Below are 21,226 nucleotides of genomic sequence, written 5' to 3'. Positions count from 1 at the left end.
GAGCACAAACAAAAAAGGCCTGAGTCCGGCGCCATGCCGGACTCAGGCCTTGGGTCCTGCGCGCTACGTTTTCGTCAGAAGAACGAGGCGCCGAAGGTCACCATGAAGGTGCGCTCCTGCAGGATCGAGTAGTACGGCGCCGTGGCGTAGAGCGTCGTTCCGTTCGCATCCTTGGTCTTGCCCGGATTGCTGGCCAGGAATGCGGAGACGTTGCTCGCATAGGTAAGCGCCTTGCGGTCGGCCAGGTTGAACACGTTGACCTTGATGTATGGCTTGCGGAACCACGGCGAGAAGTCGTCGAAATTCCAGCCGGTGCCCAGGTCGATCGTTGCGTATCCGCCCACTCGCTCGGTATTCGACCAGTCACCCCAGATCGCGCCCTGGTATTTGGCACTCAGCGAAGCCCAGAACGGCCCGTTGTTGTAGTCGACCGCGACGTAACCCGAGTTCTTCGGCACGTTGAGCAGAGTCTTGCCCTTGGTGTTGTAGATGCCGTCGCCCAGCGAGTTGAGGTCGTCCTGCATCAGGGCACGCGTGTACGAATAGTTTGCATATACCGTCCACTGGTCATCCAGCTTGAAGCTGCTCTCGGCGTTGAGGCCGCGCATATGCACCTTGGGCAACTGCGTATAGACCGTCAGCCCGGTCGTCTGGTCGAAGCCCGAAACCTGCTTGTTGTTGAGGTTCGACGCATAGGCATCGACGTTCGCCGAGATGCGCTCGCCGTAGAAGCGCCAGCCCAGGTCGGCGGTGGTCGAGGTCTCCGGCTTGTTCGGCAGCGCGGCAGCGGCCGAAGAGCCGTAACCGTAAAGAGCATTGCTCAGCAGCGCGCCGTTGATCGGTGCACGGAACGTCTTGCCGATACCGAAGTAGAACTGGTTCTCGTCGTTTAGCTGATACTTCGCGCCCGCCGTGGGCGTGAACTTGTGGAAGGTCGCCGTCGGCGACGCGTCGAACTGTGCGTTCGTCGTGGTCACCTTCCCTGCCGCGCTGATCGAGCCGATGGAATTCGGATACTCGGCGATATAGCCGTCACGCTTGGTCCACACGTAGGCGAGGCTGCCGGAGAACGTCCACTGGTCGGTCGGCGTCCAGTTGTCGGTAATGAAAGCCTTCTCGTTCGTGGTGGTGGTGTACTGGTCGTAGACCTTCTGCACCTTGCCATCCGGGTAACGGATCAGCACGTCCTTGCCCCAGGTGTCGACGGGCACGCCGGTAGCGGGGTCCACGGGGATGAGTACCTGACCCTGCTGCTGGCGCGGCCGCTCGTACCACACGCCGTATTCCAGGCTGTTGTTGTCGCTCAGATCCTGATTGAGCTTGGCGATCACGCCCGGACGGTAGGTGTACGAATAGCTCAGCGAGTTGACCAGCTTCGTGCCGCTGATCTTGCCGTCGCCATCGAGGTCGACGTTCACCGACTTGAAGTAGTTGTCGTTGGCCAGCGGATTCTCGGTGACCGTGCTGCCGCTGCCGCCACCGCCGTAGCCATACTGGAAGTACGGCACCACGGACAGGCGCGTGCTGTCGGTGAGGGTGAACTCACCGTCGAGGCTGGCGAGGTAGTTGCGGAACGGGTTCTGATGCAGCGCGTAGTAGTTGCTGCTGGTGCTGCCACGGGTATACGTGCCGAGGTAGCTCTGCTTGTAGTCCGCGGCGGCCTGGGCCTTGGTCAGCGACTCGTAGTTGGTCTTGACCTCGCGGTTGTACTGCAACGAGAACGAGATCGAGTTCTTGTCGTCGATCTGCCAGACCGACTTGCCGTCGACCTTGGTCACCTTCGACTTGCCGCGACCGCGCCAGAGGTTCGTTTCGTTATTCGAGTACGACAGCCACGAGCGCACGGGGCCGAGGTCGCCCGTATTCAGGCGCATGAACGTGCGGTGGTAGCTGTTGTCGCCAAGGGTCTGGCTGAAGTCCAGGCCGGCCTTGTGCGACGGATCGACGGTCACCCAGGCGATGGAACCACCCGCCGCGCCTGCGATCGGTGAGTCATTGTCCGGATAGCCCTGCTGGACGGTGATGTCGCCCATGTTCTCGGTGTCGCCGTACTCGGACGAGTAGATCTTGTAGTTGCCGCTGTCGTTGATCGGCGCACCGTTGACGGTGACGCCGATTTCGTCGAGCGGGAAACCGCGGACACTGGCGTTGCCGTCATTGAGGCCGGTGTAGTCGTCGGTTGACGACACCACGCCCGGGATCGAATTGATCGCCTGCACGAAGGTGGCACCCGGCGCCGCCTTGACGATGGCCTCGCGGGACACCGTCGAAACCGCCTTCGGTGCGTCCTGGATGGACATCAGGCCACCGCCCAATGCCAGCGAGTTGGCTTTCACCTGCACCTCGCTCATCTGCTGCGCGGCGCGGCGAGTGGCGTTGTCGTTCGTCGTGTTCGAACTGTTCGCCACGTTGGAGCGCTGCGGCTGGGTACCGCTGGCCTGGGGGGTGGCGTCCTGGGCCAGTACGGCGCCTGCGGCCACGAAAAGGGTCACGGCGATCGCGGCCGAAAGGGAATTGCGGTTCATTCGACAGGTTTCCTGAAGTGCATGTAGTTAATGGCGGCCTCTCCTGACCACGTGAAATCATTCGATCCGTCGTTTGAAATAATGGTTTTCGTAATTAATTGACGATTATCTCTGCATCGATATTTATTACGGCTACGCAAGAAAAAACGTTTTCTCCAGACACAGCAAATCGCCCAGCAGCTTTGCCGGGACGAAAACACCGAGTGACCCATGAACCCCTCAAGCCAACGCCGCGAGGGATGTTGTGACCTAACGAGGCAGCACCGTAGCACCGCCGAATGACAGTTTAGCGATTATCTGACGTTTTTTTATCAGCAGGAAATAGGTATTTTTCTGACGCAAGTCGGAACCCACTGGGACACCGGCCGGAAGATATTCCGGCCGGCCCGAAAGAGGTCACACTTTTCCGAGGTAGCGAGAGCGCTTTGCCGGCTTGAGCGAGGCCAGATCGAGCATCACCAGGCCATCCACGCAGCCGGAGAAATCAGGATCTTCGCCGAAGGCAAGGAACTGCACGCCTTCCGGTTCCACGAGATCGACGTACTGGCGATAGAGCACCGGCAGCGTGACGCCGAGCGCGTCGAGACGATGCTTCAGCTTGCCCAGTCCCGTGGCCGGATCGAGACCTTCGAGTTCGCGGCGCACCGAATCGATGGTGGCCTCGGGAATCACGAAAGGCTGCCGCGCGGCGGCGAGACCCTGTACGCCGAAAAAGTGCTGGTGAGCCGCCGCGATCCACTCACGCGCTTCGCGCGGCATGCTCACCGACATGCTCACGGGACCGAACAGATAACGCAGCTCACGGTGACGCTGGAGGTACAGCCCGATGCCCTGCCAGAGCTGATCGAGCGCACGCGAGCGCCAGTACGCAGGCGCGATGAAGCTACGACCGAGTTCGAGACCCTGAGCGAGGCGCGATTCCAGTGCAGGCGAATAATCGAACAGGCTGGATGTGTACAGGGCGCTCATGCCGTGCTCGGCGATCAAGCGACCGCCATGGCCGAAGCGATACGCACCGACGATGCGCAATGCTTTCGCGTCCCACAGCACGAGGTGTTCGTAGAGCGCGTCGTAGGCGTCGAGATCGCGGCGCTTGCCGGTGCCCTCGCCCACGCGGCGGAAGGTGAGTTCACGCAGACGCCCGATCTCGCGCATGGCATAGCTGTCGGACGAGCCCTGCATCAGCAGGATCTTCTTGCCATCGGCGAGTTCGGCAAGCAATTCGGCCTTGTCGAGCTCCGCGACAACGCGCTCCACCGGCTCCGGATGAGCCAGCGGCGTCTGGCCGCCGAACACGAGACCGCGCTGGCGTGCAAGTCGATAGACATGCCGACGCATCAGCTTCGCGGCCTGCTCCGACGAGCCGCCGCTGGTCTGTTTCAGCTCATCCGCATCGACCAGCTTGCCGATGCGGAAGCCCACGCGCTGCCGGCCCGAGGTCGCTTCGCGCGGCAGCATGGCGGTGCTGAGCGGCTTGGCGAGCATGGAAAGGCCATAGAAGGCGACCGAATTGCGCGCGGTGATATGCACGGGAAGCACCGGCACACCGGCACGCATGGCGATGCGCGCGAAACCGTCGGACCACTTGCCGTCACGCACGCCACCCGGGCGCACGCGCGACACTTCGCCCGCGGGGAACATGATCAGCACTTCGCCGGCCTCGACGGCGCGGAACACCGCGCGCATCTTCGAGGTGGCACCTTTGCCGAACACATCCACGGGCAACAGCAGCGAGCCCAACTGGGGGACGGCCGCGAGCACATCGTTACCGAGGATGCGGACGTCGCGCCGTACCGAGCCGATCAACTGGATCAGCGCAATGGCATCGACCATACCCAAGGGATGATTGGCCACGACAATGAGCGGGCCCTCCACCGGAATGTTCTCGCGTTCGCGTTCGGTGACGCGACAACTCACGCCGAGATAGTCAAGCGTCTTTTCGCAGAACTCGAAGCCCTGCGCCGGGCCCGCAAACGCGAGCGTGCGATTGAACCGGTCCTCGTGGGCCAGGCTTTCCAGCATGCCGACGAGTGGCTTGCGCAGACGTGGATGCTGCGCAAGCCAGGGCATCCGGTCCAGCAGCGCGCGATCGATGCTCAACATGACTTAGGCTCCCTTTGACGTCGAACGGTGGCTACCTTGCCGGGCCGGTGCGGAGTCGTGTTTTCTCATATCGCCTTCGAACATCTCGTTGCCCCTTGGGGGCTTGCCCCATGCCCGGGGAATAGGACATTCCCATCCCCTGACCATGCTCGCGGGCAATTATGACAGTAACCCTACCGTCGCGTATGTTCTTGCGGCAACAAGCCTAGGCATACGCTAGGTGGCGATATGCAGGTAAGCGGACAGGCCGCTCAGGAACATCTGCACCGAAAGGGCAATCAGCAGCATACCCATCAGGCGCTCCATGGCCGTGAGCACGCTCTCGCCCAGCCAGCGGAAGAGGAAGGTGGAGCTGAGCAGGATGATCGCCGTGGCAAGCCAGGCAAGGAACAGCGCGATACCCCACTCCGCCGTGCGGCCGGGCTGCGAATTGGTGAGCAGCAGCAGGGCCGCCATGGCCGAGGGGCCGGCAACGCCGGGAATCGCCATCGGCACGATGAACGGCTCGCCCTCACCGGGCTTGCCGAAGACGCCGCCCTCCACCGGAGGGAAGACCATGCGAATGCCAATCAGGAACAGGACGATACCGCCGGCAATGCTCACCGACTCCTGGCGCAGCTGCAGCACCTTCAGGATGTACTGCCCGCCGAGCAGGAACGCGACCAGCACCGCCAGCGCGATCAGCAGCTCGCGAATCATGACCTTGCGGCGGCGCTGCGGCGGCACGTCCTTCAACAGGGCGAGGAACAACGGAATGTTGCCCAGCGGGTCCATGATCAGGAACAGCAGGATGCCCGCGGATAACGTCGTCATCTGCGTTTCCATGGAGAAGAGCTCCTTCTAAGCGTGGTTTGCCCGCATCATGCAGGCGACGTGGGTCAGGGGGTGTGGCGAAGGTCGAGCACGGTACCGCGCGCTTCCGCACCGGCACGGGAAAGCAGGTAAACGATGGCATCCGCCGAGGCCGTGGGTAGCGGCCGCTCCAGCGTGTTCTCGCCGTAGTAGGCGGCACGACGCAATGCCGTACGCATCGGCGCCGGCAACACGGCATGCACGCGCATGGCGTTACGGCCGTTCTCCGCATGCAGCACGGCGGCCATGCGTTCCACGGCCGCTTTGGATACGCCGTAGCCGCCCCAGTGCGCGCGAGAAAGCAGCTCCGGGTCGTCCAGCACGAAGATCACCGCGCTGTCGTCGGCTTTCGTCAGCAGCGGCATGCACGCCTGGGTCAGCGCGAACGGCGCCGATACGTTGACTTGCATGGCACGCAGCCAGTCGTCCGGCTTGTGCATGGCGATCGGCGTGAGTTCGTTGAAATGGGCGGCCGCATGCACGATGCCGTCCAGCCGACCGAATTCATTCTCGATGCCTTCGGCCAGCGCGGCGTAGTCGGCGGGCGTGGCGCTTTCGAGATCGAGCGGGTGGATCACAGGCTCGCTGCCAACCAGCGCCACGAGCTCGTCGTAGCGCTTTTCCAGCGCACGCACCTTGCGGCCAGTGATGACGACCGTGGCACCGGCAAGCACCGCCGCTTTAGCCGTCTCGCCGCCCAAGCCACCGGTGGCACCGGTGACGATGACCACGCGCCCCGCGAGACTGCCCGGGACCGGCGCCCAGCCGGACGGCAGGTGCGCGGACGGCAGGCTGCTCACGTATTCGCCCCCGCGACGTCGGCCGCCATGCGCTCCAGTTCGCCCGCCGCATGCAGATCCTCGACAATGTCGCATCCGCCGATGAATTCGCCCAGCAGGAACAACTGCGGGAACGTCGGCCAGTTCGACAGCTGCGGCAGCCCCGCGCGAATACGCGGATCCGCCAGCACGTTCACCGAATGGAACACGGCACCCGCCGCCTCCAAGGCCTTCGCCGCGCGATCGGAGAATCCGCAGGTGGGATATTCCGGCGTGCCTTTCATGAAAAGCACGATCGGGTGGGCCTGAACGATGGCCTTGATCTCGTCTGCGACGTCCATAGCTCGGGTTTCATCATTAGAATGCGAGTGATTGCATAGTGTAGCAGCGCCGGGCCTCGCGCCTCCTGCCCGCACCCTTTCCCCCCAGCCAACCGCTAAGGAGTCCCGCAATGGCGTTCGAACTTCCCCCGCTCCCCTATGAAAAGAATGCGCTGGAGCCGGCCATCTCCGCCGAGACCCTCGAGTTTCACTACGGCAAGCATCACCAGACTTACGTCACGAACCTCAACAACCTGATCAAGGGCACGGAGTTCGAGGGCAAGAGCCTGGAAGAGATCATCAAGACCTCGTCCGGCGGCATCTTCAACAATGCCGCGCAGATCTGGAACCACACCTTCTACTGGCACTCGATGCGTGCGCCGTCGGGGCCCGAGATCCCGGCCAAGCTGGCCGATGCCCTCACCAAGGCCTTCGGCTCGGTCGATAAGTTCAAGGAAGAGTTCAGCAAGCAGGCCGCCGGCAACTTCGGCTCGGGCTGGACCTGGCTGGTGCAGCGTCCGGATGGCTCGCTGGCGATCGTGAACACCTCCAACGCGGCCACGCCGATCACCGGCAGCGACAAGCCGCTGTTCACGGCCGACGTGTGGGAGCACGCCTATTACATCGATTACCGCAATGCGCGTCCGAAGTATCTGGAAGCCTTCTGGAGCGTGGTGAATTGGGACTTCGCTGCCAAGAACATGGCCTGAGGTCGTCTTCGGTCAGGCGCCGGCTGAGCCCGGCGCCTGATCGAGCTGGCACGTGATCAGCCAAGCACCTCGATCGCCGGCGCTACCTGCGCCTCGCGATTCAGCGCCGCCCCCACCTCCACCAGCTTCGCACGCAGGCTGCCCGCATCGCTGGCGCAGATCGTGGCATGGCCCACCTTGCGACCCGGGCGCGCATCCTTTCCGTAGTCGTGCCAATGGCCGTCGGCCACCGCAAGCACGGGCGTCGCCTCGGGCATGTCGCCAATCCAGTTGAGCATCGCGCTGGCGCCACGAACGCCGGTATCGCCCAGCGGCAGACCCAGCACCGCACGAATGTGGTTCTCGAACTGGCTGGTATGTGCACCCTCGATGGTCCAATGACCGGAGTTGTGCACGCGCGGCGCCATTTCGTTACCGAGCAGCTCTCCGCCTCGGACGAACAGCTCAAGCGCGAACACGCCGACATAATCGAGCCGCTCCGCAATCGCCTTGGCCTGCGCGACCGCGGCCTGTTCCAACTCGTCCGAGGTATCGGGCGCAGGCGCGAGGCTCAGCGAGAGCACGCCGTCCACATGCCAGTTGCGGGTCAACGGCCACGTACGGAACTCACCGTCGCGCGCACGCACGGCCACAACCGACAGCTCGCGATCGAACGGAACGAAAGCCTCGAGGATCAGCCCATGCTCGGCCGCTGCCTCGCCCAGGGCGGACCAGGCGGCGTCGATGTCCGCCGGCACCTTGAGTCGAAACTGCCCCTTGCCGTCGTAACCCAGCCGACGCGTCTTGAGGATGGCGGGAAGACCGATGCGCTCGACCGCGGCCACGAGATCGGCCTGCGTATCGACAGCGGCGAACTCCGGCGTGTTCAAGCCCGTCTCGCGGAACAGGGTCTTCTCGGCCATGCGGTCCTGGGCCACGGCCAGCGCGCGAGGATTGGGATGGACCTCCACCTGATCCGCAAGACGCTCCGCCGTCGTGGCCGGGACGTTCTCGAAATCGAAGGTGATCGCATCCACGCGACTGGCGAGCGCCGCCAAGGCGGCTTCGTCGTCCCAGCCCGCCGCGATCAACTCGGCCACCTGCCCCGCGCAGGCATCCGCGGCCGGGTCCAGCGCAAGCGTACGGATGCCCAGCGGTGCCGCGGCCAGCGCGAGCATCCGCGCAAGCTGCCCACCGCCGAGGATGCCTACGGTAGGGAGCGTCCGGTTCATGCGCGCGGGTCCGGGTTGTCGAGCACCGTACGGGTCTGCTCGGCACGGAAGGCGTCGAGCGCCGCGGCGACCGCGCTATCGTGCAGAGCCAGCACCGAGGCCGCGAGCAACGCGGCGTTGGTCGCCCCCGCACGGCCGATCGCCAGCGTACCCACGGGAATGCCCGCCGGCATCTGCGCGATCGACAGTAAGGAATCCATACCATTCAAGGCCTTGGACTGCACCGGCACGCCGAACACCGGCAGCGGTGTCTTCGCCGCGAGCATGCCCGGGAGATGCGCGGCGCCACCGGCACCGGCCACGATGACCTGGATACCGCGATCACGAGCCGTGGCCGCATAGTCGAACAGCAGGTCGGGAGTGCGGTGCGCAGAGACCACGCGAACCTCATGCACGATGCCCATCCGGGCCAACGTGGCCGAGGCATGTTCCATCGTTTCCCAGTCCGAGCGCGAGCCCATCACCACGCCTACGCGTGGCGCGCCCGCTTCGTTGCCGCCGTTGGAAATCATGGCCGGAGCACCCAAAAGTCGCTATTGTAAAGGCATTCCCGTTTATCAGGTTGGCCCTCTGCGGCCGTTGCCCCATGGACAAGCGTCTCCTCGACATTCTCTGCTGCCCGGTCAGCAAGCGTCCGCTGCGCCCGCTTACGTCGGCCGAGCGCGATCAACTCAACAACGCCATCCGTGCCGGCTCGCTGGACACCGTGGCCGGTGAAAAGGTCGCCGAGCCGATCACCGAAGGGCTGATCACCACCGACGGCCAGGTCGTCTATCGCGTGGAGGACGGCATTCCGGTCATGCTCCCCGAGGCCGGCATCGGCACCGTGCAGCTCCAGGGCTTCCCAGGGAACCCGGCTCTCGCGCAAAATCCGTGACGCAGGTCACGCTATAAAGCATTGGTTCCCGCACAATGGCCCTTCGGGCGGGGGCCTAGTACTCATCCAGGATGCGCGATGAACAACGCGAGCGAGCCATCCAACGTCGTCGATCTAAGTCAGCGCCTGGATCCGCGCAGCGAGCGCGTGGGCGCGCTACTGGTCACGGTCCGCGGTCTGGCGACCAAACGCCTGCATGCGCTGGCATCGAACATGTTCGAGAACATCGACGACGCGTTGTTCGATCTCGCTGAAAAGGCAGAGAACAACGCGGCGCAGACCCAGTTCTTCGACGGCATGCGCGAAGTGCGCAAGAAGCGCGCGATCGTGGAGCGTACCTTTCTCGGTCAGGTGGCCCGCGACCTCGCCGATTTCTCGGCCGGCCGCACACACGCGCCGGAGACGGAAACGGTCAGCCGGCCGCTCGCCAACATCGAGCTCAGCCTCGTCGGCGAAAACGAACTCGAAGAATCCCTCGCCATCACGAGCATGATCGGCAAGAACGAGCAGCGCCTCGCCCGCGCGCTTTTCGCCGTGAACCAGCGCCTGTCGGTCATCTGCGGCGGCGCCCGGATGGACGACGCCACGAATCCGGTCGGACCGGCGTCGCTCGCCAGCGCCTTCCGTCAGGCCATGCGCGAGTTGATGGTCGAGGTCCGGGTCAAGCTCATCATCTACAAGCTGTTCGATCGCTACGTGCTCGCCGGCATCGACGAACTCTACGACGACATCAACAACGAACTCGCGGCAGCCGGCGTCCTTCCGCAGTTGCGCCACGAGATTCCCACCCGGCGCAGCGATGCACCGGCACCGATCGGCCCCGTGTCCAATACCGTCCCCGGCACGCCGGGCGGGCCTGCGGTGCCGGTGACCGATGCTGCCGCGGCCGAGTTCATGCAGTCGCTGCACGCGTTGTTTTCTGCGCGGCGTGGCGACACCGCAAGCCCTGGCATGGGTGGTTCGGCCAGCGGCACGCCGATGCCCACCGGACCGCTGCCGAGCGCGGCCGAGTTGCTCGGTGCGTTGACGCTGCTGCAAAGCCAGATCGCAGTGCTGCCGAGCAATGCGGCGCCGCTCGCGACGCAGGCCGACGTCACGCGCGACGTGGCTCAGCTCAAGGAACAACTGCTCGCGCAGATCGGCCAGTTGCGCGGTCAGCAGACGGCCCACGTATCGGGCATGGACGAGGATACGATCGATCTCGTCGGCATGCTGTTCGAGTTCATCCTCGAAGACCACAACCTGCCGGCCGAGATGCAGGTCATGCTGGCACGCCTGCAGATTCCTTATCTCAAGGTCGCCCTGCTCGACCGCCGCCTGTTCGCGCACAAATCGCACCCGGCACGCCAGTTGCTCGATGCGCTCGCCGATGCCGCCAAGGGCTGGTCGGCCGAAGCGGATCGCGACGGACGCCTGTTCGACAAGGTGAAGTCCATCGTCGAGCGTCTGCTGCACGACTTCGACGACGACGTTGCCATCTTCACGCGGCTAGCCGGCGAACTGCAGGACTTCCTCGACATCAGCCGCAAGCGCGCGGAGCTGGCCGAGCAACGCGTCGCGGAATCGACCCGCGGTCGCGAGAAGCTCGAGCAGGCCCGCCGTCGCGCAGCTCAGGAGATCGTCGGTCGCATTGGCGGCGCCTCGCTGCCACCGCTCATCTACGGTGTGCTGACGCGTGCCTGGGCGAACTACATCGTGCTCACCCTGCTCCGCCAGGGCGAGGAATCGCCCGAGTTCCGTGAGTCCGTCCGCTTCATCGACGACTTCATTACCAGCGCACGTCCCGCCCACGACGCGAACGCACGTCGCGAGCTGCGCGCCACGCTGCCCGGCATCGAGCGCTCGCTTCGTCGCGGGCTCGCGGCTGTCGCTTTCCAAGAAACGGATACCGAGCAATTGCTCGGCCAGTTGCATGCGTTCTATCGCCAGCAGTTGGGCGAGGCAGCACCGGAAACCGCATCGGGCACCATCGTCTCCAGCGTCATGCCGTTGCCGGAAGCCATCCAGGCGATCGAAGAACCCGTCGCCGAGCCCGAGCCCGACGACGAAGTGGAGGCCCTGAGCGACGACGCCTTCGACGAACGGTTCCTAGCGCAGGCACGCGAACTGAAGGTCGGCCAGTGGCTTGAATTCACCGCACCGGACGGCACCACCGATCGCGCCAAGCTGTCGTGGATCAGCCCGATCAGCGGACGCTATCTGTTCGTCAACCGTCGCGGACTCAAGGTCGCCGACCACAGCCTCGCCGGCCTCGCTCAGGCCTTCGCCGCGGGCACCGGTCGCGTGCTCGATTCGACGCTGCTCTTTGACCGCGCGATGGATGCCATCGTGGAACGCCTCCGTCAGCCGGAAGCCGAATGAGTCCTGCCGATTTGCGCGACCTGGCCAGCGCATTGCCGTCGGTCAAAGCGATTCAGTCCGATGTGGCACGTGCGTTCGCTGAGGACATCGGTCCTGGCGATGCCACAGCCGATCTGCTCGACCCGCAGGCCACCGCCACCGCGGTGCTCACCTGCCGCGAGAACGCCGTGCTGTGTGGCACCGCCTGGTTCGACGCCTGCTTCCGCACGCTCGATCCCGATGTGCGCATCGAGTGGCTCGCGCATGACGGCGATCGCGTTGCCGCTGGCAGCGCCATCTGTCGCATGGCCGGCAAGGCACGGGCTCTGGTGACGGCCGAACGGTCGGCACTGAATTTCCTGCAGATGCTCTCGGCCACCGCAACCGTCACGGCGCGCTACGTGGATGCCATTGCCGGCACGCGCACCCGCGTACTCGATACGCGCAAGACGATTCCTGGCCTGCGCATGGCTCAGAAATACGCCGTGCGATGCGGTGGCGGCACCAATCACCGTATCGGCTTGTTCGACGCGATGATGCTCAAGGAAAACCACATCATCGCCGCGGGCGGCATCCCCGCCGCGGTGCGTGCAGCGCGTACCATCCACCCGAACCTGCCATTGATCGTCGAGGTGGAAACGCTCGACGAGCTGGCGCAGGCCATCGCCGCGGCCGCCGACCGCGCTTTGCTGGACAACTTCACGCCCGCCATGCTGACCGACGCCGTGGCACTAGCGGCGGGGCGTATTCCGCTGGAGGTGTCCGGCAACGTCGAAATCGACACCATCCGCACCATTGCGGAGACCGGCGTCGACTTCATTTCCAGCGGGGCCCTAACCAAGCACGTGCGCGCCATCGACCTGTCGTTGCGACTCGACGTAGCGGCGTAGCGACCGGCGCCGCACGGGACTTGTGGCAAGCGCCGCTCGGCCACACACTGACCCCATGTCCTCTTTCACCGATCTCTTCTGGCTCTTTGTCCTCGCTGCGGCTGTCGCCAGCTGGTATCGGCTGACGCGCGCACGCGAGGTCGCCGTGCGTGCCGCCACCGCCCTGTGCAAACGCCATGGCCTGCAGTTGCTCGACCAGAGCGTCGGCCTGCGCGCCATCCGCCTGCAGGGCGTGGATGGCGTGCGCCGACTGGAGCGCTGCTACGCGTTCGAAGTGAGCGAGGACGGGCAATCCCGCCAACATGCACGCCTGTGGATGGCGGGCAACGACGTGGCGAGTTTTTCGTTGCCGCTGTCAGGTTCACCGGACCTGGAGACCGTGGTCGCCACCGATTCGGTGGTCCACTCGGGCAATGTGGTGTCACTCGCGGATCGGCGACGGCTGCACTAGGGCCTCGCCGTCACCCGAAACACCGCGTCGTTACTTCACCACGCGCAGATGCGGAGCACCGCGCTTCGGCCGATCGTCGTCGCCACCCACGTTCGGCGGCGTCTCGTTGGCTTCATTGGCCTCGTCGGCCGCTTCGGGCCCATTGGACGGCAGCGCATCGTTCTCGTCGGCCGGGAACATCATGCCCTGCCCGTTTTCTTGCGCGTAGAGCGCCAGCACGGCCTGCACCGGGATGACGATGGACTGGCTGACGCCCGAGAAGCGCGCCTGGAAAGCGATCCGGTCGTTGCCGAGATCGAGATTGCCCACCGCGCGCATCGCCAGGTTGAGCACCACCTGACCGTTCTTGACGACATGGGCCGGCACCTTGACGCCCGGCTTGGCGGCGTCCACCAGCACGTACGGGGTCAGGCCGTTGTCGCTGATCCAGTCGTAGATGGCGCGCAGCAGGTAGGGGCGATTGGAAGTCATGCCCGCATTTTCGTTCGTATCCATGGAACCGTCCTCGTCGTACCCGCCGGTTGGTCGGGGATCACCAAGAGCCCCGGCAGGGCAAGGCCAGAGGAGAGTTTAAGCGATACGCGCCTGCGCGGGGCTAACCCGGGCTGAAATTGAAGTCCGGGCGCATGTCGCGCTCTTCGGGCGTGAGGCTGCGGGCGAAGCCCTGGCTATGGAACAGGCGCTCCCCGTAATCGACGATCGGCTTGCCTTCCTTGCCCAGATCCACGCCCAGATACGGCAGGCGCCACACTACCGGCGCCACCAGGCAGTCGATGAGGCTCATTTCCGGGTTGAGAAAGAACCGCGACGCCTTGAACAGCGGCACCGACATCAGCAGCTGCTCGCGCAGGCGCTTGCGGGCACCTTCGGCGACCTTGCCACCCTCGCCGATGGCCTCGATCTCGGGGAGCCAGTCGTTTTCGATGCGCCAGGTGCCCAAACGCAGACGCGCCCGGGACAGCGGATCGATCGGCATCAATGGGGGGTGCGGATAGCGCTCGTCGAGGTACTCGACGACCACGGCCGGGTCGTAGAGGGTGAGGTCCCGGTCGACCAGAGTCGGCAGGGTGCCGTAGGGGTTCAGTTCGAGGAGATCGGGCGTCGGCTCATCGGCTTTCAAGATGATCCGGTCGTAGGCGACGCCTTTGGCGGCCAGTACGAGACGTGTGCGATGGCAATGGATGTCGTCGGCGCTGGTGTACAGCGTCAGAGCCGAGCGCGAACGTGCGTTCTGGACCATGCTTTCGATCTCCCTCCCTGCTGCCTCAACGAAAACGGGGCGACCCGCCGGGGCCGCCCCGTGGGGACGTCAGTCAGTGACTTTCGTGAACGTCCTTCCAGTACTCATGTTTCAGAAGGTACAGGAGGAAGGTCAGGCCAGCCAGGAACAGGATGACCCAGACGCCTACCGACTGCCGCTCGAGCGCAGCGGGCTCCGCGGTGTATTCGAGGAAGGTGGTGAGGTCGCGCGTGGCGCTGTGGAATTCCTCCGGCGTCATACGACCCGGCGTGGAGATTTCCAGCTTTTCCACCGCCGCTTCCTGCCCCGGTGCCGCCTCGCCGTGCACCGCCGTCTGCAGGCCCTGCAACTCCCACAGGGGATTCGGCATGGACGCATTCGGGAACACGGTGTTGTTCCAGCCTACCGGCCGGCTCGGGTCGAGGTAGAACGAGTTCAGGTAGTTGTAGATGAAGTCCACGCCCTTGGCGCGCGCTTCCAGCGAGAGATCCGGCGGATCCTTGCCGAACCAGGCCTTGGCGTCCTCGGCCGGCATGTGCGAGATCACCGGCTCGCCGAACTTCGCACCCGTGAAGTTGAAGTTCGTCATCACTTCTTCCTCGGACAGACCGAGGTCGGAAGCGAGGCGCGAATAGCGCACGTACTTCAGCGAGTGGCAACCCACGCAGTAGTTGAAGAACAACTTGGCGCCGCGCTGCAGGGACGCGCGATCCGACACGTTGGTGCCGGCCGACGCGAGCCCCTCACCTTCGGAGGCCAGGGCGGGAAGCGTGGCGACCGCGAGGCCCAGCGCCAGGGCGATGGCGGAGATAGAGCGCTTAATCATGCATCGTCACCCGTTCCGGAACCGGCTTGGTCTTCTCGAACCCAAAGCGCGTATAGACCCATACGAATACGAAGAACCCGAAGTAGCCCAGCACCATGAGTCGGCCGAAGGCGTTCTCCACGGTGGTGACGTCAGCGCCCGGGAACCACACCGGAATCAGCTCGGCGGTGACGCCCGCACCGACCAGGCCCAGGGCAAGGAAGGACACCACGAGCACGCCCAGGGCAATGCGGAAACCGAGGCCGCGGTAGCGGACCGAGCGAACGGCGCCCTTGTCGAGCCAAGGCAGCAGTGCCAGCAGCAAGATCGCGCCGAACATGCCGATCACGCCCCAGATCGCCGTACCGAAGAACGACGGGATCATGCGCAGGATCGCGTAGAACGGCGTGAAGTACCACGACGGCTTGATGTGGCTCGGCGTGACGAGGTTGTTGGCCGGCGTGAAGTTGTCGTGCTCCAGGAACCAGCCGCCGAACGTCGGCGCGAAGAAGATGATGAACGCGGCGATCGTGAGGAAGAAGCCGACGCCCACCAGGTCCTTCACCGTGTAGTACGGATGGAACGGGATGGCATCGATGGGCTTCTCGGGGTTCCACTTGTTGCCCTTCGGGCCGTGCTTCACGTCGACGCCGTCGGGGTTGTTCGAACCCACTTCATGCAGCGCCGCGAGATGCAGCACCACCAGGAGCAGCAGCACCAGCGGCAGCGCGATCACGTGCAGCGCGAAGAAGCGGTTGAGCGTGGCGTCGGCGGGCAGGAAGTCGCCCATGATCCACTCCACCAGCGAACCGCCGATGTAGGGAATGGTGCCGAACAGCGAGATGATCACCTTGGCACCCCAGAACGACATGTTGCCCCACGGCAGCACGTAGCCCATGAACGCCTCGGCCATCAGCACGAGGAAGATCAGCATGCCGAGGATCCAGACCAGCTCGCGCGGACGCTTGAACGAGCCGTACATGATCCCGCGGAACATGTGCAGGAAAACCACCACGAAGAACAGCGACGCACCGGTGGAGTGCATGTAGCGGATCAGCCAGCCCCACTCCACGTCGCGCATGATGTACTCGACCGAGTTGAAGGCTTCCGCCGCACTCGTCTTGTAGTTCATGGTGAGGAAGATGCCGGTGATGATCTGATTGACCAGGACCAGCAGCGCCAGCGAACCGAAGTAATACCAGAGGTTGAAGTTCTTCGGCGCGAAGTACTCCGTCATGTGCTTCCGGTACATCGGCGCCAGGCTCGGGGCACGTTCGTTGACCCAGTCGCCGATGCGGGTAAAGACCTTAGCCATCAGCCTGCCTCCTTCGGATCCACGCCGATCTGAATGTGCGTGTCGTCGACGAAGTGGTACGGCGGCACCGGCAGGTTCTTCGGTGCGGGCACGCCGCTGAAGACACGGCCGGAGAGGTCGTACCGTGACTTATGGCAGGGGCAGTAGAAACCGCCCTTCCAGTTGGCGTCGAACGGCTCGGGCTTGATGTCCGGCACGAAGTCGGGCACGCAGCCCAGGTGGGTGCACAGACCGATGACGACCAGCCACTCGGGCTTGATCGAGCGGGTCTCATTGGTGGCGTACTTCGGCTGCTGTGCCGCGTCGGACGACTGCGGGTCCAGCAAACGGGGCTCGAGGCCCTTCAACTGGGCCAGCTGGTCCTTGGTGCGGTTGACGACGAAGACCGGAAGGCTGCGCCACGCGAAGGTGACCTTCTGGCCGGCCTCGATGGCACTGATATCGACCGTGACAGGCGCTCCTGCTGCCTTTGCCCTTGCGCTCGGTTCCCACGACTTGATGAAGGGCACGACCGCCGCGACCACTCCCGCACCGCCGACAACTGCTGTCGTAACGGTTAGGAAGCGACGGCGCCCGTGATCGACGACTTCGTTCGCCATCAGGCTCTCCGGAACTTATGCCATTGAGGTGCGGACCCCATCGCCGGTTCTTTCGGAAATCGGCTTCCGCAAAATCGCGTCAGTGTAACGTCAGCACCAGCCACGTACAATAAACTGACATCGCCCCCTATCTCGTAGGGACTGGGGCACCACGGAACGGCCCGGACCGCGGGCAACAGGTTGCGCTTCGTGGGCAAGGCGACGCGACGACGACAGGACCACAGCGCTCTTTCATGAAACACGCCGCCCGCACGCTAGCCTTCGTCGCCCGCTTCGTCGTGCTCGGCCTCGCCGTCGCCTTCGTGATCGGCCTGTTCTGGCCCGGCAGCGGCGCATTCCTTCGCCAGCGTCTCGCGCCCGCCTCGGCAGGCGGTCAGGTGACCGCACCCGCGAACGCGCCCGGCTCAGCCCCGGCCTCCTACGCCGACGCCGTGGCCAAGGCCGCGCCTTCGGTGGTCAACATCTATGCGAACAAGCTGGTCACCGAGCAGCCGCGCGAACTCTATTCGGACCCGGTGCTCCAGCGCATCTTCAGCGTACCCACCGGCCCGGCGCGCACGCGGCGCCAGCAGAACCTCGGCTCCGGCGTCATCGTCAGCGAGGATGGCTACGTACTGACCAACAACCACGTGATCGCCAACGCGGACGACATCCAGTTGCTGCTTTACGACGGCCGGGTCGCCAAGGCACGCGTGGTGGGCTCGGACGACGAGACCGACCTCGCGGTGCTCAAGGTGGATGCAGGCAACCTCCCCGCCATCCACATGACCGATGCAGAAAGCCGTCCCCGCGTGGGCGACGTGGTCCTGGCGATCGGCAATCCCTTCGGCATCGGGCAGACCGTGACGATGGGCATCGTCAGCGCCATCGGGCGGCAGCTCAACCTGTCGAGCCTCGAGAACTTCATCCAGACCGACGCCGCGATCAACTTCGGCAACTCGGGCGGTGCGCTGGTCAACGCCCATGGCGAGCTGGTCGGCATCAACACCTCACTGATCGGACAAGCCGTGGGCGCTGAGGGCATCGGCTTTGCCATTCCGGTGCAGAGCGCCCGCGATGTGCTCGACCAGATCGTGCAGACCGGCCACGTGGTGCGCGGCTGGATTGGCGCGGACTACGGCGCCGTGCCGGTGTCGGCCGATAGCGGCCTGCCTTCCGCTGCCCGCGGCGTCGTCGTGAACGAGGTCTCTCCGGGTGGCCCTGCCGCGCTGGCGGGCATCCAGCAGCGCGATGTGCTGCTGCGCATCGGCGACGAAGACATTCTCGATCCCTCGGACCTTCGCCGGCACGAAGCGTCGTTGAAGCCCGGGGTGCCCGTGAAGATCTCCGGTCTTCGCTACGGCGCGCCTTTCAGCGCGACCGTCACACCCGCACAAAGGCCCCCGAGCGCGCCGATGCAGGCACTCCGGCAGCCGTAATCAGTGCCCCATTGTGGGAGCCGCCATGGCGGCGAAGGAAATCTTGCCTCTGCGCTCGGGCGGGGTGCAGCTACACCGCTTTGTAGGCTTCTCGCCGCCATGGCGGCTCCCACACACGCGGCACCGATGCTACAAACCGCGAGGTCAGGCCCCGCGGGCGGCCAGCGGCACGCCGGTGCTCGGCCGTTGTTTCAAGGTCTCCGCGTAACGCTTGCGCAGCACGCCCACTCGCTCGACGTAGACCTGCGTTTCGTCGTACGGCGGCACGCCGTTGTACTTCTGCACCGCGCCCGGACCGGCGTTGTACGCGGCCGCTGCCAGGCGCTCGTTTCCGTTGAAGTTCCTCAGCAAGAGCGCCAGGTAGCGCGCGCCGCCGCGAATGTTCTGGTTGGCGTCGAAGGCATCGAGCACGCCCATGTCCCGGGCCGTGCCGGGAATCAACTGCATCAAGCCCTGCGCCCCGGCAACCGACAAGGCGCGCGGATTGAACGCGCTCTCGGCATGGATCACGGCACGCAGCAGCGCCTCGTCGACGCCGAACTCGCTGCTGGCGGCATGAATGGCCTCGCCATACGACGTGATATTGAGCGCGACGCTGTTCCAGTCGATCTTCGAATGGACGTCGCAGGCAGCGCAGGTGGCTATATAAGTAAAGAGCATCTTGATGCTCTGCCCCTTCCCACTGCCGCCTGGCGGGATGTTGGTGTATTCCACACCGCCATCCGCCCGGGTGATCCGGTAGACGGCGCCGCGCAGCACGCGTGATCCCTTGGGCGACGGCGGCGCCTCGGCCACCGTAAGGTCGGCCGTGGACGATTCCCGATAATCCCACGTGCCCTTGGGCGCAGTGACCGGTGGCAATGACGACGGCGCCGTTTCGTCGGCCGCGCTCCCTACCACCCCACCGGTGACGCCGACCAACGAGGCGGAGGACGACGGCGCGGATACCACGGACCCTATGACACCCCGCAGCGACGGCGCTTCCTCGACCGGCTCGAACACAGGACTCTTCGCCGGCGCAGGCGCAGCGGGACGCGCCGGGCGAGCCGGCGGCGTGCTGCCGATGCGTTTGCAGTCCCGGTAGCCCGCCGTGCTGCCCGAAAATACGGTCTCGCCGGTACTGCCGACGCAGCGATATAGCGAGCCCGCGGTCGCGGGGCCGGCGACCAAGGCCAGCAGCAGGACGCACGACACCACGACCCGTCGAGGCATCGTTCGGGCACGTGGGAACCGGCGGGCGGGATGGCCGGCGCTTTCCCCTGGCATCGCGTCGTGAACCATGGGCGCGAGTGTGCCCGAGGCCCCTCCCCCTGCCAAGAACCCCAAGCGTGACCGCCTTCACGCAAGTCCTTGATCCATCGCGTCGATGTGGCACGGGCGCCGGGCCCGGCGTAAACTGCGCGGTTCGGTATTCCCCCAGCAACACGGTGCCCCGGCCCATGAGCGGCAAGCTATTCATCAAGACCCACGGCTGCCAGATGAACGAGTACGACTCGGCCAAGATGGCCGACGTGCTGCGAGCATCGCATGGTCTGGAGCTGACCCAGGACGAATCGGAAGCCGACGTCATCCTGGTCAACACCTGTTCGATCCGCGAGAAGGCGCAGGAAAAGGTCTTCAGCCAGTTGGGCCGGTGGAAGGCACACAAGCAGGGCGGCAAGCCCGTGCTGATCGGCGTCGGCGGTTGCGTGGCCTCGCAGGAAGGCGACGCCATCATCAAACGCGCGCCCTACGTCGACCTCGTGTTCGGCCCGCAGACGCTGCACCGTCTGCCTGAAATGATCGAAGCCCAGCGCGCCAGCGGCAAGGCGCAGGTGGACATCAGCTTCCCCGAGATCGAGAAGTTCGACCGCCTGCCCGAGCCGCGCGCGGAAGGCCCCACCGCCTTCGTCTCGATCATGGAAGGCTGCTCGAAGTACTGCTCTTACTGCGTGGTGCCATACACCCGCGGCGAGGAAATCAGCCGTCCGTTCGACGACGTGATCGTCGAAGTGGCCCAGCTCGCCGAACAGGGCGTGCGCGAGGTCAACCTGCTCGGACAGAACGTCAACGCCTACCGCGGCCCGACGCATGACGGCGACACCGCCGACCTCGCCGTGCTGATCCACGCCATTGCCCAGATCGAAGGTATCGGCCGCATCCGCTTCACCACCTCGCATCCGCTGGAGTTCTCCGACTCGCTGATCGAGGCCTATGCGAATGTGCCGCAACTGGCCAACTACCTGCATCTTCCGGTGCAAGCCGGTTCCGACCGCATCCTCGCTGCCATGAAACGCGGTTACACGGCGCTGGAATTCAAGCAGCGCATCCGCAAGCTGCGCGCAGTGCGCCCGGACATCTGCATCTCCTCGGACTTCATCGTCGGCTTCCCCGGCGAAACGGACGAGGATTTCGAAAAGACGATGAAGCTGATCGACGACATTGGCTTCGACCAGAGCTTCTCCTTCATTTTCTCGTCGCGCCCGGGCACGCCTGCGGCCAACCTCGCCGATGACACACCGGCAGAGGTGAAACATTCCCGCCTGTCGCGCCTGCAAGCGGTGTTGAACGAGAACGCTCGCCGGATCAACGAGGCGATGGTCGGCACCGTGCAGCGCGTGCTGGTGGAAAAGCCCAGCCGCAAGAATCCGAACGAAATGACCGGCCGCACCGAGAACATGCGCTACGTGAACTTTCCCGGCCATCCACGGATGATCGGGCAGTTCGTCGACGTCGTGATCACCGAGGCCATGTCCAACTCGCTGCGCGGCCGCGTCCGGATGGACGATGAGGTCGCGTTAGCCTCGTGAAT

At 64.8% G+C, this 21,226-nt stretch carries 20 protein-coding genes; 7 read left to right on the top strand and 13 right to left on the bottom strand.

Features of this window, described 5'->3' with window-relative positions:
• Window positions 1-74 precede the first annotated feature (74 nt).
• The 5 genes from BT115_RS12800 to grxD all read right to left on the bottom strand — a co-directional run bounded on the left by BT115_RS12800 (window position 75) and on the right by grxD (window position 6,600).
• Window positions 75-2,525, bottom strand: coding sequence for a TonB-dependent receptor (locus tag BT115_RS12800; protein ID WP_072322960.1), 2,451 nt, complete (start codon window positions 2,523-2,525; stop codon window positions 75-77).
• Between the two features lie 396 nt (window positions 2,526-2,921).
• Entirely contained in the window at window positions 2,922-4,628 is a 1,707-nt protein-coding gene (locus tag BT115_RS12795; protein WP_072322959.1) for a lysophospholipid acyltransferase family protein, read from the bottom strand.
• 216 nt (window positions 4,629-4,844) lie between these two features.
• Window positions 4,845-5,453, bottom strand: a complete 609-nt coding sequence (locus tag BT115_RS12790; RefSeq protein WP_304441869.1) for a YhgN family NAAT transporter — start codon at window positions 5,451-5,453, stop codon at window positions 4,845-4,847.
• A 53-nt stretch (window positions 5,454-5,506) separates the two neighbouring features.
• Window positions 5,507-6,280, bottom strand: coding sequence for an SDR family NAD(P)-dependent oxidoreductase (locus tag BT115_RS12785; protein ID WP_072322958.1), 774 nt, complete (start codon window positions 6,278-6,280; stop codon window positions 5,507-5,509).
• Complete coding sequence (grxD, locus tag BT115_RS12780) at window positions 6,277-6,600, bottom strand: Grx4 family monothiol glutaredoxin (RefSeq protein ID WP_072322957.1); 324 nt, start codon at window positions 6,598-6,600, stop codon at window positions 6,277-6,279. The genes BT115_RS12785 and grxD overlap by 4 nt, the downstream gene beginning before the upstream one ends.
• 110 nt (window positions 6,601-6,710) lie before the next feature.
• Here grxD and BT115_RS12775 point away from each other — a divergent pair, with 110 nt between their 5' ends.
• Entirely contained in the window at window positions 6,711-7,289 is a 579-nt protein-coding gene (locus BT115_RS12775; protein WP_072322956.1) for a superoxide dismutase, read from the top strand.
• A gap of 56 nt (window positions 7,290-7,345) precedes the next feature.
• On the opposite strand, the gene BT115_RS12770 is transcribed toward BT115_RS12775, so the two are convergent.
• Together BT115_RS12770 and purE are read right to left on the bottom strand one after the other, a co-directional pair.
• Window positions 7,346-8,500 carry a 5-(carboxyamino)imidazole ribonucleotide synthase gene (locus tag BT115_RS12770; protein WP_072322955.1) on the bottom strand — a complete coding sequence of 385 codons (1,155 nt, stop codon included), beginning with the start codon at window positions 8,498-8,500 and terminating at the stop codon, window positions 7,346-7,348.
• A complete protein-coding gene (purE, locus tag BT115_RS12765) occupies window positions 8,497-9,012 on the bottom strand; it encodes a 5-(carboxyamino)imidazole ribonucleotide mutase (protein WP_072322954.1) in 516 nt (171 codons plus the stop codon). Before purE ends, BT115_RS12770 begins: the two co-directional genes overlap by 4 nt.
• A gap of 74 nt (window positions 9,013-9,086) precedes the next feature.
• Between purE and BT115_RS12760 the strand changes: the two genes are divergently transcribed.
• From BT115_RS12760 to BT115_RS12745, 4 genes are all read left to right on the top strand, one after another.
• Window positions 9,087-9,377: a Trm112 family protein gene (locus BT115_RS12760; RefSeq protein ID WP_072322953.1), complete on the top strand. Its 291-nt coding sequence runs from the start codon at window positions 9,087-9,089 to the stop codon at window positions 9,375-9,377.
• 78 nt (window positions 9,378-9,455) lie between these two features.
• Window positions 9,456-11,738, top strand: coding sequence for a DUF1631 domain-containing protein (locus BT115_RS12755; RefSeq protein WP_072322952.1), 2,283 nt, complete (start codon window positions 9,456-9,458; stop codon window positions 11,736-11,738).
• Entirely contained in the window at window positions 11,735-12,607 is an 873-nt protein-coding gene (gene nadC / locus BT115_RS12750) for a carboxylating nicotinate-nucleotide diphosphorylase (RefSeq protein WP_072322951.1), read from the top strand. The genes BT115_RS12755 and nadC overlap by 4 nt, the downstream gene beginning before the upstream one ends.
• A 55-nt stretch (window positions 12,608-12,662) precedes the next feature.
• Complete coding sequence (locus BT115_RS12745; protein WP_072322950.1) at window positions 12,663-13,058, top strand: DUF3301 domain-containing protein; 396 nt, start codon at window positions 12,663-12,665, stop codon at window positions 13,056-13,058.
• 30 nt (window positions 13,059-13,088) lie between these two features.
• Here the strand turns inward: BT115_RS12745 and BT115_RS12740 are convergent, their stop codons facing one another.
• From BT115_RS12740 to petA, 5 genes are all read right to left on the bottom strand, one after another.
• On the bottom strand, window positions 13,089-13,529 hold the full coding sequence (locus BT115_RS12740; RefSeq protein WP_083527481.1) for a ClpXP protease specificity-enhancing factor: 441 nt from the start codon (window positions 13,527-13,529) through the stop codon (window positions 13,089-13,091).
• A gap of 124 nt (window positions 13,530-13,653) precedes the next feature.
• Window positions 13,654-14,298: a glutathione S-transferase N-terminal domain-containing protein gene (locus BT115_RS12735; protein WP_072322948.1), complete on the bottom strand. Its 645-nt coding sequence runs from the start codon at window positions 14,296-14,298 to the stop codon at window positions 13,654-13,656.
• A gap of 73 nt (window positions 14,299-14,371) precedes the next feature.
• Window positions 14,372-15,124: a cytochrome c1 gene (locus BT115_RS12730; RefSeq protein ID WP_072322947.1), complete on the bottom strand. Its 753-nt coding sequence runs from the start codon at window positions 15,122-15,124 to the stop codon at window positions 14,372-14,374.
• Window positions 15,117-16,418 carry a cytochrome b gene (locus BT115_RS12725; protein ID WP_072322946.1) on the bottom strand — a complete coding sequence of 434 codons (1,302 nt, stop codon included), beginning with the start codon at window positions 16,416-16,418 and terminating at the stop codon, window positions 15,117-15,119. The genes BT115_RS12730 and BT115_RS12725 overlap by 8 nt, the downstream gene beginning before the upstream one ends.
• Entirely contained in the window at window positions 16,418-17,017 is a 600-nt protein-coding gene (petA, locus tag BT115_RS12720) for a ubiquinol-cytochrome c reductase iron-sulfur subunit (protein WP_072322945.1), read from the bottom strand. Before petA ends, BT115_RS12725 begins: the two co-directional genes overlap by 1 nt.
• A gap of 233 nt (window positions 17,018-17,250) precedes the next feature.
• Here petA and BT115_RS12715 point away from each other — a divergent pair, with 233 nt between their 5' ends.
• Entirely contained in the window at window positions 17,251-18,435 is a 1,185-nt protein-coding gene (locus BT115_RS12715; RefSeq protein ID WP_072322944.1) for a S1C family serine protease, read from the top strand.
• A gap of 144 nt (window positions 18,436-18,579) precedes the next feature.
• Here BT115_RS12715 and BT115_RS12710 read toward each other — a convergent pair whose 3' ends face one another.
• Window positions 18,580-19,647: a lytic transglycosylase domain-containing protein gene (locus BT115_RS12710; RefSeq protein ID WP_072322943.1), complete on the bottom strand. Its 1,068-nt coding sequence runs from the start codon at window positions 19,645-19,647 to the stop codon at window positions 18,580-18,582.
• 227 nt (window positions 19,648-19,874) lie between these two features.
• Here BT115_RS12710 and miaB point away from each other — a divergent pair, with 227 nt between their 5' ends.
• Window positions 19,875-21,224: a tRNA (N6-isopentenyl adenosine(37)-C2)-methylthiotransferase MiaB gene (miaB, locus tag BT115_RS12705; RefSeq protein WP_072322942.1), complete on the top strand. Its 1,350-nt coding sequence runs from the start codon at window positions 19,875-19,877 to the stop codon at window positions 21,222-21,224.
• Window positions 21,225-21,226 lie beyond the last annotated feature (2 nt).

Source organism: Luteibacter sp. UNCMF366Tsu5.1, assembly GCF_900119235.1.
GTDB lineage: Bacteria > Pseudomonadota > Gammaproteobacteria > Xanthomonadales > Rhodanobacteraceae > Luteibacter > Luteibacter flocculans.
Note: the sequence above shows the minus strand (reverse complement) of the source record. Positions and strands in the feature narration are given on the sequence as shown.